Source organism: Streptomyces sp. NPDC050535 (assembly GCF_044457665.1).
Lineage (GTDB): Bacteria > Actinomycetota > Actinomycetes > Streptomycetales > Streptomycetaceae > Streptomyces.
This window is the reverse complement of sequence record NZ_JBITHE010000017.1, coordinates 1-11703: the sequence shown is the minus strand read 5'-3', so window position 1 is coordinate 11703 and position 11703 is coordinate 1. Positions and strand designations below refer to the sequence as shown.

The 11703-nt window shown below is 70.9% G+C and carries 13 protein-coding genes; 7 read left to right on the top strand and 6 right to left on the bottom strand.

Features of this window, described 5'->3' with window-relative positions; all coding sequences use genetic code 11:
- The first annotated feature begins 187 nt into the window (after positions 1 to 187).
- The 3 genes from ACIBLC_RS30385 (at position 188) to ACIBLC_RS30375 (ending at position 2813) form a co-directional block, all read left to right on the top strand.
- Positions 188 to 985, top strand: a complete 798-nt coding sequence (locus ACIBLC_RS30385) for a VOC family protein (RefSeq protein ID WP_399214518.1) — start codon at positions 188 to 190, stop codon at positions 983 to 985.
- 105 nt (positions 986 to 1090) lie between these two features.
- A complete protein-coding gene (locus ACIBLC_RS30380) occupies positions 1091 to 2110 on the top strand; it encodes a winged helix-turn-helix domain-containing protein (protein WP_399214517.1) in 1020 nt (339 codons plus the stop codon).
- 1 nt (position 2111) lies between these two features.
- Complete coding sequence (locus ACIBLC_RS30375) at positions 2112 to 2813, top strand: ribonuclease H (protein ID WP_399214673.1); 702 nt, start codon at positions 2112 to 2114, stop codon at positions 2811 to 2813.
- A 24-nt stretch (positions 2814 to 2837) separates the two neighbouring features.
- Here the strand turns inward: ACIBLC_RS30375 and ACIBLC_RS30370 are convergent, their stop codons facing one another.
- Both ACIBLC_RS30370 and ACIBLC_RS30365 read right to left on the bottom strand, forming a co-directional pair.
- Positions 2838 to 3662, bottom strand: a complete 825-nt coding sequence (locus ACIBLC_RS30370; protein ID WP_399214516.1) for a tyrosinase family protein — start codon at positions 3660 to 3662, stop codon at positions 2838 to 2840.
- Positions 3663 to 3695: 33 nt separating this feature from the next.
- Complete coding sequence (locus ACIBLC_RS30365) at positions 3696 to 4064, bottom strand: tyrosinase cofactor (protein WP_399214514.1); 369 nt, start codon at positions 4062 to 4064, stop codon at positions 3696 to 3698.
- A 325-nt stretch (positions 4065 to 4389) separates the two neighbouring features.
- On the opposite strand from ACIBLC_RS30365, the gene ACIBLC_RS30360 reads away from it, so the two are divergent.
- The 3 genes from ACIBLC_RS30360 to ACIBLC_RS30350 all read left to right on the top strand — a co-directional run bounded on the left by ACIBLC_RS30360 (position 4390) and on the right by ACIBLC_RS30350 (position 7734).
- Positions 4390 to 5592: an FAD-dependent monooxygenase gene (locus ACIBLC_RS30360; RefSeq protein ID WP_399214513.1), complete on the top strand. Its 1203-nt coding sequence runs from the start codon at positions 4390 to 4392 to the stop codon at positions 5590 to 5592.
- Between the two features lie 100 nt (positions 5593 to 5692).
- The gene (locus ACIBLC_RS30355) at positions 5693 to 7138 is read left to right on the top strand and encodes an MFS transporter (protein WP_399214512.1); all 1446 of its coding nucleotides are present in this window, start codon (positions 5693 to 5695) and stop codon (positions 7136 to 7138) included.
- Positions 7135 to 7734 (top strand): TetR family transcriptional regulator, encoded by a 600-nt coding sequence (locus tag ACIBLC_RS30350; RefSeq protein WP_399214672.1) that lies wholly within the window; start codon positions 7135 to 7137, stop codon positions 7732 to 7734. Before ACIBLC_RS30355 ends, ACIBLC_RS30350 begins: the two co-directional genes overlap by 4 nt.
- A 12-nt stretch (positions 7735 to 7746) precedes the next feature.
- Here the strand turns inward: ACIBLC_RS30350 and ACIBLC_RS30345 are convergent, their stop codons facing one another.
- From ACIBLC_RS30345 to ACIBLC_RS30330, 4 genes are all read right to left on the bottom strand, one after another.
- Positions 7747 to 8373 (bottom strand): alpha-ketoglutarate-dependent dioxygenase AlkB, encoded by a 627-nt coding sequence (locus ACIBLC_RS30345; RefSeq protein WP_399214511.1) that lies wholly within the window; start codon positions 8371 to 8373, stop codon positions 7747 to 7749.
- A gap of 40 nt (positions 8374 to 8413) precedes the next feature.
- Entirely contained in the window at positions 8414 to 9313 is a 900-nt protein-coding gene (locus ACIBLC_RS30340; RefSeq protein WP_399214510.1) for an aminoglycoside phosphotransferase family protein, read from the bottom strand.
- Between the two features lie 131 nt (positions 9314 to 9444).
- Entirely contained in the window at positions 9445 to 10122 is a 678-nt protein-coding gene (locus ACIBLC_RS30335; protein ID WP_399214509.1) for an AIM24 family protein, read from the bottom strand.
- Between the two features lie 105 nt (positions 10123 to 10227).
- Entirely contained in the window at positions 10228 to 10791 is a 564-nt protein-coding gene (locus ACIBLC_RS30330) for an NAD(P)H-dependent oxidoreductase (RefSeq protein WP_399214507.1), read from the bottom strand.
- A gap of 116 nt (positions 10792 to 10907) precedes the next feature.
- On the opposite strand from ACIBLC_RS30330, the gene ACIBLC_RS30325 reads away from it, so the two are divergent.
- A complete protein-coding gene (locus tag ACIBLC_RS30325; protein WP_399214506.1) occupies positions 10908 to 11558 on the top strand; it encodes a TetR/AcrR family transcriptional regulator in 651 nt (216 codons plus the stop codon).
- The last annotated feature ends 145 nt before the right edge of the window (positions 11559 to 11703 follow it).

Below are 11703 nucleotides of genomic sequence, written 5' to 3'. Positions count from 1 at the left end.
GGGCGACGCCGCGCCGAGGTCCAGCGCCGGCCGCCGGGCCCGCCGCGTCAGTACGTGCACGGTCGCGCCGACCGCCACCGCCCGCTGTCCGTTTTCATCCGGAACATCCCTCTCGGCGCGCGACCCGGGCCGGGGCTGACTAGCGTGAAACCCGGAACCAGACACCCAACCGGAGAAGGTCGACGTCATGGCCGTACAACCTGAGGGAACGCCCTGCTGGGCGGACGCGATGTTCAGCGATGTCGAGGGAGCCAAGAGCTTCTACGGTGACGTGCTCGGCTGGACGTTCGGCGAGTCGTCCAGCGAGTTCGGCAACTACACGCAGGCGTACAAGGACGGCAAGGCGGTGGCCGCCGTCGTCCCGCCGATGCCCGGGCAGGAGGGTCAGTCCGCCTGGTGTCTGTACTTCGCCTCGCCCGACGCCGCGGCCACCGCCCAGAAGATCCGGGACAACGGCGGCACGGTCCTGATGGACCCGATGCGGGTCGGTGACTTCGGCACGATGACCCTGGCCAGCGAGCCCAGCGGCGCCGTCTTCGGCGTCTGGCAGGCGGGCGTTCACGAGGGCTTCGAAGCCACCTCGGTGCCCGGCGCGTACGCGTGGGCCGAGGTCTTCACCCGCGAGCCCGGGAAGACCGACGCGTTCCTCCCCGCCGTCTTCCCGTTCCGTGCGAAGCAGATGGAGGATTCCGAGTACGACTTCAGGATCTTCGACGTCGGCGAGGACGCGGTCCTGGGCCGGATGAAGATGACGGACGACTTCCCGCCAGAGGTCCCCAGCTACGTCAACGTGTACTTCACCGTCGAGGACTGCGACGCCGCGGTGGCGAAGGCGACCGAGCTCGGCGCCGTGCTGCGCTTCGGCCCCATGAGCAGCCCGTTCGGCCGGTTCGCGGCGGTGACCGACCCGCAGGGCGCGTCGTTCTCCGTCATCGACCTCACCACGACCGAAGGCGACATGCCCAAGTTGACCGACGTGTCCTGAAATCGCCGTTCGTGTGAGCAACCGTGCGGACGCCGTTGCTCGTCCCTTCTTGTGGCTACCGCACCTCCGGGTGACCGACCCCCCACAAGAATCGCGAGTGACCGCATGCTCCGCATTCACTTCACGTCGCACGATCTCCAGAACATCCGTGTGGCACGGCAACCGGATCCGCTGTGGGAACTGGTCTGCAGCGTCTGCCGGCTGGACACCGGGCAAGGGCCGCTCGACTTCGGCCACTGGCGGCGCGCGGCCCGCGAACGGCTCTCCGGGGACGCGGTCGCGAGCCGTGCGCTGCGCCCGCTGCGGACGCTGATTCCCGCGGCGGGCTACATCCCGGACTTCCTCACGCCGCCGGTCACCGGCGGCGGTCTGCCGGCCGGCCTCGACCAGTTGCGGCACACCCCGCGCACCCGGCTGGTGCGCGACCTGACCCGGCTGGCCGACTCCCGGCCCGTCCCGGACTGGGCCGGCTCGCTCGGCAGGCCGGGCGGCGACTCGCTGAGATCCCTGGCTAACGCTCTCGGGATCTACTTCCGCGCCCTGCTGGAGCCGTACTGGCCGCACATCCGCACGGCGGTCGCGAACGACGTGGACCTGCGCTCCCGTGATCTCCTCGACGGAGGCACCCAGGCACTCCTGGACGGGCTGCGTCCCCTGGCGCGCTGGAATCCGCCCGTGCTCGAGGTGGAGTACCCGATCGAGCGCGATCTCCATCTGGAGGGACGCGGCCTGCTCCTCGTCCCCTCGTTCTTCTGCTGGCGCCGGCCGACCGCGCTCGCCGACCCCGGCCTCGATCCGGTACTCGTCTACCCGGTCGGCAAGGCACCCCTCACCGTCGCGCGCGCCGCGGACGACGGCCTGGTACGGCTCCTTGGCCGCACCCGCTGCGCCGTACTGGCCGAGGTGGCGGGCCGGCACGCCCGGACCACCTCCGAGGTCGCCGCGGCCGTGGGGATCGCGCTGCCCAGCGCCAGCTACCAGATCGGCGTGCTGCGCGACGGGGGACTCGTGGCCAGCCGTCGTGAGGGCAAGTGCGTCCTGCACACGGCCACCGCGCTGGGCCAGCGGCTCCTCGGGGGCGACAGCGGCCTTCGACCCGGTACGGGAGCAGCCGTCGGACCGTGACATCATCGGGGCCATGCCTGAACGCGTTGTGGCCGCCTGTGACGGAGCCTCGAAGGGGAACCCGGGACCCGCCGGATGGGCCTGGGTCGTGGCCGACGGGGACGAGATCCCCACCCGATGGGAGGCGGGCCCGCTGGGTACGGCGACGAACAACGTCGCCGAACTCACCGCGCTGGAGCGCCTGTTGACGGCGATCGCCCCGGACGTCCCGCTGGAGATCCGGATGGACTCCCAGTACGCGATGAAGGCGGTCACCACCTGGCTGCCCGGCTGGAAGCGCAAGGGCTGGAAGACGGCCTCGGGGAAGCCCGTCGCCAACCAGGAACTGGTCGCCCGCATCGACGAGCTCCTCGCCGGCCGCACCGTGGAGTTCCGCTACGTTCCCGCGCACCAGGTCGACGGCGACCGCCTGAACGACTTCGCGGACCGCGCGGCGAGCCAGGCGGCGATCGTCCAGGAGCCCGCGGGCAGCGACCTCGGGTCCCCGCAGCCGCCGGCCGCTCCCGACGCCGTCCCGGCCGCCGCCCGTCGGCGTGCCCCCGCGAAGACCGCACGGCAGGGCGGCCCCGCCCGCACGATCAAGGCGAAGTTCCCCGGCCGCTGCCTGTGCGGCCGCTCCTACGCGGCGGGCGAGCCCATCAGCAAGAACGGCTCCGGCTGGGGACACCCCGACTGCGCCGCGGCCCAGCCCGCGGACGCGTAGCCCTCGGATCCCGGACCCGGATCGTCAGGCGGTGTCGAACGTGTAGTGCGCCGTGTGGTCCAGCAGTTCCGCGGGCCGCATGTCGTTCCACGGCTTCATGGTCTCGTCGAGGTCGACGACGTCCGGGGTCCCGCTGATCGGCAGATACCCGGAGCCGGGGTGCCGGCGCTGCCACTCGGCCCACAGCTTGTCTATATAGGCGTGGTGGAGCCAGAACACCGGGTCGTTGGGGGAGACTCCGGTGGCCATCTGGCCGCCCACCCAGACATGGACGCGGTTGTGCAGGTTGACGCCCCGCCAGCCTTCGAGGTGGTTGCGGAAGCCGTCCGAGGAACTGTTCCACGGCGCCATGTCGTACGTCGTCATCGCGAGCACGGACTCCACCTCGGCCGGGGTGGGAAGCTCCCGGGTGCTCCCGCCCAGCGACCTGCGCAGGTAGGTACGGCTGTCGACGCGCACGTTGATCGGCCAGTCGCCTGCCGAGGCCGCGAAGGGGCCGTCCATCACCTGGCCGTCCCGGCTGCGCCCGGTGCCGCCGAGGAAGTCGGGCGCCCACAGGGCCGCGCGGGCCGAGCGGTCGGTGCTCCAGTCCCAGTACGGCAGCGCGACGGCGGAGTCGAGGGACTGGAGTGCCTGCTCGAACTCGATGAGGAATCTGCGGTGCCAGGGCAGGAAGGACGGTGAACGGTGGCCCGTCCGCTCGCCGTTGTCGGTGTCGCCGAGTATGAAGGCGTTGTGCGTCGTGACGAAGTCGTCGTAACGGCCACTGCGTTTGAGCCCCACCAGCGCGTCGGTGAAACGCCGCTTCTCCTCGGAGGTCAGGCTCGCCTGGTTCTTGCGTACGGTCATGTGCGGGACTCCACGGTCTGCTTGCGGGGCGGGTCAGTTGGCGTCGAACGGGACGAGCGGGGCCCCTTGCAGTTCCACGACCGCGGCGCGGGCGGCGGCGCGCGGGGTGGCGACCGGGTCGTAGTGGCTGACGACGCTGATCCAGCTGCCGTCGGCGTTCCGCATCACGTGCAGTTCCACGCCGTCGATGAACACGGCGTACCCGGCGCCGTGATGGTGCCCGCTCCCGCCGGCCGGACGGCCCGCGATGCGACGGCCCCGGTAGACCTCGTCGAAGGCCTCGGGCATGCCGTGGTCGTGTCCGGCGGCGGAAGCCGTGGGAGCGGTGAGGGGCTGGGACGCGGCCGCGGCGGCCAGCGTGGCCGCCGCGCCGAGGGCGCGGCGACGGGTGAGTTCTGGCATACGAAGTCCTTCTGTGTCGGGCTCTGTTGAACGACTCGGTATGCCTATCGGTTCGTCGGAGAGTGGGAGAAATCGATGAACGCCGGTTGGGCGTGATCCGGACAATTGAGTAAATGTCATGCAAGATTGAACAAAGATGATCTTGCTGTGAAGGGTCGTCCCGCTTCACCGGAAGGCGGAATTCCTTCCGTCGGGGAGCCTGCTGCCGATGATCTTGCGGAGTTGCCCGTCATCGAGTGGCGCGGCTCACGAGCGCAAGCCGACGCGAAGTCCACTGTTACGCTTCGCAGTCAATTGACCGCTCTGTGCAACAAAGGGAGTGCGCGTGAAGATCGCGTGCGTCGGCGGCGGACCTGCAGGCCTGTACTTCTCGATCCTGATGAAGCGCCAGGACCCGTCCCACGACATCACCGTCTACGAACGGAATCCGGCCGGGTCGACCTACGGCTGGGGTGTCACGTACTGGGCGGGACTGCTCGACAAGCTCCGCGAGGGGGACCCCGAGTCCGCGCTCGCCGTCAGTGAGAACTCCGTCCGCTGGAGCGAGGGGGTCGCCCAGGTGGGCGGGCACGCGACCGTGCACCCCGGCGACGAGGGGTTCGGCATCGGCCGCCGCCGGCTCCTGGACCTGCTCGCCGAACGGGCCGAATCCCTCGGCGTGCGCGTCGAGTTCGAGCACGAGGTGACCGCCGACCTGCTGCCCGACGCCGATCTCGTCGTCGCGGGCGACGGGGTCAACAGCGCGCTGCGCGAGCGTCATGCCGATCACTTCGGCAGCGACGTCAAGCTGGGCCGCAACACCTATCTCTGGCTCGGCACCACCAAGGTCTTCGACTCCTTCACCTTCTCCTTCGTGGAGACCGGGCACGGCTGGATCTGGTGCTACGCCTACGCGTTCAGCGGGGAGCACAGCACCTGCGTCGTCGAGTGTTCCCCCGAGACCTGGACCGGCCTGGGGCTCGACACCGCGAGCGAGGGTGACGGTCTGGCGCTGCTCGAGAAACTGTTCGCCGACCTCCTGGACGGACACGGGCTGATCGGGCGGTCGCAGCGCGACGGCAGCGCTCAGTGGCTGAACTTCCGCACGCTGACCAACCGGACCTGGCGCCGCGGCAACCTGGTCCTGATCGGCGACGCGGCCCACACCACGCACTACTCGATCGGCGCGGGTACCACCCTCGCCCTGGAGGACGCCCTGTCGCTCGCCGGGGCGCTGCGCGAGATCCCGGACCTGGACGCGGCCCTGGCCCACTACGAGCGCGAGCGCAGGGCCGCACTCCTGTCGATCCAGAGCGCGGCCCGCCACAGTGCCCAGTGGTACGAGAACCTCCCGCGCTACATCCACCTCCCGCCGGCGCAGATGTTCGCCCTGCTCGGCCAGCGTCACTCGCCGCTGCTGCCGTACATCCCGCCGCAGCTCTACTACCGGATCGACCGCGCGGCCGGGCAGCTCGAAGCGCTTCGCCGGTTCAAGCGCTGGCTGGGACCCCGGCTGGCCCGTACCGTGCAGGCCCGCTCCCACCGGTAGCCGTTTGCCAATATTTTCCTTTGTTTCCTTGGGTGAATAGCAATTCACTAACTAGAGTGAATTGCTATTCACCCATTTTTCATGGACTTCTGGAGTACTTGTGGCGGCCCTGCGTGAACGATTGACGGTCCCCGTGCTGGCGTTCGGCGGGATCCTCATGGCGGTCACGCAGACGGTGGTCGTGCCGCTGCTGCCGGACCTGCCACGACTGACGGGTGCCTCCGCGGGCACGGTCTCCTGGATGGTGACGGCGACCCTGCTGTCCGGCGCGGTGCTCACTCCCGTGCTGGGCCGGGCGGGAGACATGTACGGCAAGCGGCGCGTGCTGCTGATCGCCTTCGGGCTGATGACGCTCGGCTCGCTCGTGTGCGCCCTCACCTCCGACATCGGCGTACTGATCGCGGCGCGGGCGCTCCAGGGCGCGGCTGCCGCCGTCGTACCGCTGTCGATCAGCATCCTGCGCGACGAGCTGCCGCCGGAGCGCACGGGTTCGGCCGTCGCGATGATGAGCTCCACCCTGGGCATCGGCGCCGCCCTCGGCCTGCCGCTCGCCGCGCTGATCGTCCAGTACGCCAACTGGCACGTCATGTTCTGGGTGACCACCGCGCTCGGTGCCGCCGCTCTCGCCGTCGCCTGGTGGGCGGTGCGCGAGTCGCCGGTCCGCGAGCCGGGCCGTTTCGACACGCTGGGCGCCGTGGGGCTGGCCGCGGGTCTCGTCTCACTGCTCCTGGGCGTGTCGCAGGGCGGCCAGTGGGGTTGGGGCAGCCCCAGGATCCTGGGGCTGTTCGCGGTCTGCGTGGTCGTCCTGGCCCTGTGGTGGACGCAGCAGCTGCACGCCGAACGGCCGCTGGTCGACCTGAGGCTGGCCACCCGCCCACGGGTCGCGCTGCCGCATGTGGCCGCGCTCCTGACCGGCTTCGCCTTCTACGCCAACACACTCGTCACGGCACAGCTCGTACAGGCGCCCGAGGCCACCGGCTACGGGCTCGGGCTGTCGATCGTGGCGACCGGTCTGTGCCTGCTGCCCAGCGGGGTGACGATGCTGCTGCTCTCGCCCGTCTCGGCGCGCATCTCGGTGTCCCGGGGCCCCCGAGTGACGCTGGCCATCGGCGCCGCGATCATCGCCCTCGGCTACGTCGTGCGCATCGCGGACAGCCGCGACCTGTGGGTGATCATCCTGGGCGCCACGGTCGTGTCGACCGGAACGACCTTCGCCTACTCGGCCCTGCCCACCCTCATCATCCGTGCCGTCCCCGCCGGGCAGACCGCCTCCGCCAACGGCGTCAACGTCCTGATGCGGACCATCGGCCAGGCCGTGTGCAGCGCCGCCGTGGCCGCCGTACTCGTCCACCACACCAGCCTCGTCGGCGGCGTCTCCACAGCGACGCTGCACGGCTATCTCCTGGCCTTCGCCATGGCGGGTACCGTCGCTCTGGTGGCCTGCGCCGCCGCGCTCGCCATTCCCGCCGACCCCGCCTCCCACGACACCGGACAGTCCCCCGGCCGTACGGCGGCGACCCGCGACGAGGCACTGGAAGGAGCCTGACCACCGTGACCACCCCGCCCCCCGTTCTTGCGGTCACCGGCTCGCCGCGCCGCGACGCCGAGGCGACGAAGGCGGCCATCCTCCGCGCGGCCCGCCATCTGCTGGCCCGCCGCGCCCACGCGGACATCACACTCAAGGCGGTCGCCGACCGGGCGGGGGTGAGCCCGCCGCTGATCCTGAAGTACTTCGGCAACAAGGACGCACTCTTCGCACGCGTCATGTCCTTCGAGACCGATGCCGCCGCGCTGCTGGACGCGCCGCTGGAGGACCTCGGCCGGCACATGGTCCGCCACCTGCTGATCGGCCAGACCGAGCGCGGCGCCGATCCCGTCCTGCGCATTGTCTTCGCCCCGCTCCAGGGCGAACAGGGCGACATACTGCGCGCCAACTTCCGCACCCAGGTCAGCGATCGCCTCGCCGAACGCCTCACCGGCCCCGACGCCGGCCTGCGCGCCGAACTCACCGTCAGCACGCTGCTCGGCCTCGGTGTCATGTACGGCATCGCCCGCGGCACCAGTCTGCGCGCGACCGCGATCGAGGACATCGTCGACCGGTACGGCCCGACGGTGCAGGCCCACCTGACCCGCCCCGGGTGAGGAACCGACGGCTCAGTTCACCCCGTGCGGGCGGAACTGCACGCTGATCCGTGGCCCCGCCGCGCGCGCCGACTTGGGGACGGCGTGTTCCCAGGTGCGCTGGCAGGAGCCGCCCATCACGATCAGGTCGCCGTGCCCGAGCGGGCGCCGCACGACCTCTCCGCCGCGGCGCGGGCGCAGCAGCAGATCACGCGGCGCGCCCACGGAGAGGATCGCGACCATGGTGTCCTCGCGGGCGCCCCGCCCGATCCGGTCCCCGTGCCAGGCCACGCTGTCGCGGCCGTCGCGGTAGTAGCAGAGCCCGGCCGTGCTGAACGGCTCACCGAGCTCCTCGGCGTAGTGGGCGGAGAGCGTGTCCCGCGCCCTGTCGAGGACCGGATGCGGCAGCGGGGCGCCGGCGCCGTAGTACGCGAGCAGTCTCGGTACGTCCACCACCTGCTCGTACATCTGGCGCCGCTCGGCACGCCACGGCACTTCGGCGACGAGCCGCGCGAAAAGGGCGTCGGCCCCGGTGAGCCACCCGGGCAGCAGGTCGATCCAGGCGCCGTCGCCCAGTGCGGTCCGGCGCGTCCCCTGCAACGGGGTGAGGCGCAGTTCGTCGGTCTGGTCGAAGAGCGAGCCCTGGAGGTGCGTGGACATGTGTGCAGCGTACTCCGTAATCGAATACCTGTTCCATACGTTAGACCCTGCGTCCGGGATCGGCGAGGACCTCGCGGATCACGTGCTCGGCGTTCGCGGCCATCACGGGGTTGGTGGTGCGGTAGTACGGGAGCTGGTTCAGGGCCATCGACAGGGCCCAGCCGCGGCCGCGTGCCCAGGAGTCGTCGTCGGCGCCCGCGGCGTGCCGGAAGGAGGGTCGCGACGCCGCGGGGAGGAGGTTCCAGGCGGGGATGAGGTCGCAGGCCGGGTCGCCGGTGCCGAGGGTGCCGAAGTCGAGGACGGCGCTGAGGCGGCCCCGGCGGGTGAGGAGGTTCATGGGCATCAGGTCGGAGTGGAGCCAGACCGGGGGACCGGTCCAGACAGGGGCCACCAGTGCCGCCTCCCAGGCCGTCGTGGCCGCGGAGGTGTCGATCAGGCCGTCCAGTCCGCCGAGCGCGGAGCGCGTGTCGGCGTCCGCTGACGCCAGCGGTCCGCCCCGGTAGGCGGGTGGTCCTTCAGGCAGGTCGGCCCCTCGCAGCGCGGCGACGAACAGGCCGAGGTCGGTGGCGAGCCGGTCCGCGTCGGTGAGGCCGCCAGGTACCGGAAGTTCGCCCTCCAGCCAGCGGAGCACACTCCAGGGCCACGGGTACCCCGCGCCGGGGACACCGGTGGCGAGGATCTCGGGGATGGGCAGCGGGAGCAGCGGGGCGAGGAGCGGCAGCCACCGCCGTTCCTTCTCCACGTCACCGGCGCCCTCGGGGATGCGGGGGAGGCGTACGGCCATGTCGTCGCCGAGCCGGTAGAGGGCGTTGACGGTCCCGGCCGACGTGACGCGCTTGAGCGGCAGGTCCGCCCAGACCGGGAACTGTGCGGCCAGCAACTCCCGTACGAGCGCCTCGTCGATCGGCGCTTCATGGGCGTGCATCGGGCCTGCGGACATCAGTGCCTGCTTCCGGTCGCGGAGATCGACTCCGGGCATCCTGATGCCGGTTCGGGCCCGCCGCAACAACGGGAAACCGGGCGGACACGAGGGTGCCCCGCCGCGGCGGGGCACCCTTCGCGATCCCGGTCTCAGTGCTGCTGCGCCTTCTGCGGTGTCACCTCGCTGGGCCGTACGACGACATACCCCTCGCCCTCCAGCTTGAGCTGCACGGCCTCACCGGAGCCGCCGCGGATCATCGAGCCGATCGACTGCGAACGGTGCAGGGAGGTGTGCAGGTTGGCGGTCCAGCCGACGATGGCGTCCGTGTCGACGAACACCGGCTGCTGCGGCGAGACGGGAATGACCAGCGGACTTCCCTCGCAGATCAGGCCGATTCTGCCCTGTCCGGTGAAGACGCTGTTGAAGAGGCCGCCGCCGGACATGCCCGCGCCCTTCACGGTCTTTATCTCGTAGGACACCGAGGCGTCGAAGCACAGCACATTGCGCCCGTTGACGGTGAACACGTCACCCGGCTCGATGTCGACGATGAAACAGCTCTGCGCCTCGTGCGCGAACCAGGCCTCGCCCTGGCCGCGGACGGTCATCAGCGGCAGCCCCTCGCCGGTGACGGCCCGCTTGAGCAGGCCGCCGACCCCCTGGCCCTTGCGCTCGAACTGGAGGTTCCCCCGATAGGCGATCATCGCCCCCTGGCGCGCGAACATGTCGCCGTTCACGGCGTACTTGATCGACTTGGTGTTCTGGATGGTCATGCCCGGCGCGTAGGCGGGCTGCACCATGTGGTCACTGGAAAAGAGATCACCCTTCATGCGGGCATCCTGTCCCGGAGGGTGGCGTTCCGCCAGGATCCGTGCGACCTGGAACGACATGAGGGGCCGGCCCGGGTCAACCCGGACCGGCCCCTCATGGAGTTGTCAGGCGGCGCTGGGCGCGCTGACGTGACCGAAGAGACGGCCGATGACCTCGGTGAGCTGCCCCGCGACCTCGGCGTCGTCGACCGGGTGGATCTCGGCGAAGCGGACCACGGAGCCGGGGACGGAGAGCTTGACGTCCTCGAGGACGGTGCCGCCGGCGATGCCCACCGCCTTGCGGGCCTCGTCCTGCGCCCACACGCCGCCGAACTGGCCGTACGCGGTGCCGACGACGACGGTCGGCTTACCGCTGAAGCCGCTGGCGCCGTAGGGACGGGACAGCCAGTCGATGGCGTTCTTCAGCACGGCCGGGATGGTGCCGTTGTACTCCGGCGAGAAGAGCAGGAACGCGTCGGTGCGGGCCGCGGCCTCGCGCAGCCGGGCCGCGGCGGCGGGCACGTCGCCCTCGACGTCGATGTCCTCGTTGTAGAAGGGGATCTCGGCCAGGCCCTCGAAAAGCTCCACCTCCGCGCCCTCGGGCGCGAGCTTGACGGCCGCCTCGGCGAGCTGGCGGTTGTGGGAGCCGGCACGCAGGCTGCCGACGAGCGCGAGGATGTGTACGGACATGGATAACTCCCGAAGCTGAAACATTGCTGCAATAAAGCGGACCGAGGTCCGTTTAAAGTTGTATCACCGAAGTGGACCGCGGTCCAGTTGTCCTCCCGTGCCGTTACGCTGGCTTCATGTCGACCCCGCTGCCGCCCTTTCCGAAGCGACAGGATCCGTCCGACGAGCCGGTCCTGATGGAGCTCGCCCCCCGGGACGCGCCACAGCTCCGCGCGGACGCCGCGCGTAACCGCGCGCGTCTGCTGGAGGCCGCCACCCGGCTGGTGGAGGAGCACGGGGTGGCCAATGTGACGATGGAGGCCGTCGCCTGTGCGGCGGCGGTGGGCAAGGGGACCGTCTTCCGGCGGTTCGGCGACCGCACCGGGCTGTTGATGGCGCTCCTCGACCACACCGAACAGCGTTTCCAGGCCGGGTTCCTGAGCGGTCCGCCGCCGCTGGGCCCCGGCGCCTCACCGGTGGAGCGTCTGCACGCCTTCGGCTGCGCCACCCTGCGGCAGGCGTCCGAGCAGCTCGACCTGTATCTCGCCGCCGAACCGGACGCCAGTCGCCGCTTCAGCTCGGCCCCGTACCGCGTCCGGCTCATGCACGTCACCATGCTGCTCCGGCAGGCCGTCCCGGCCGCGGACACCGACCTGCTCGCACAGACCCTGATGGGGTATCTGGACCCGGCGCTGATCAACCACTTGACCCGCCAGTGCGGTATGCCCATCGAGCGGCTGGAGTCCGGCTGGCACGACCTGGTGAACCGGACCACCTGCTCGGTCTGAGCCGGAACGGCAGTGGGCGGGGGGGGGGGGGGCCCGCCCCCCCCCCCCCCCCCCCGGGCCCCGGGGTGGGGGGACGCGGTACAAGAACCCGGGCCCCCCGCGAGACACCCACAACCCCCCCCAGACGGGGGCCCCCCCCAACCCA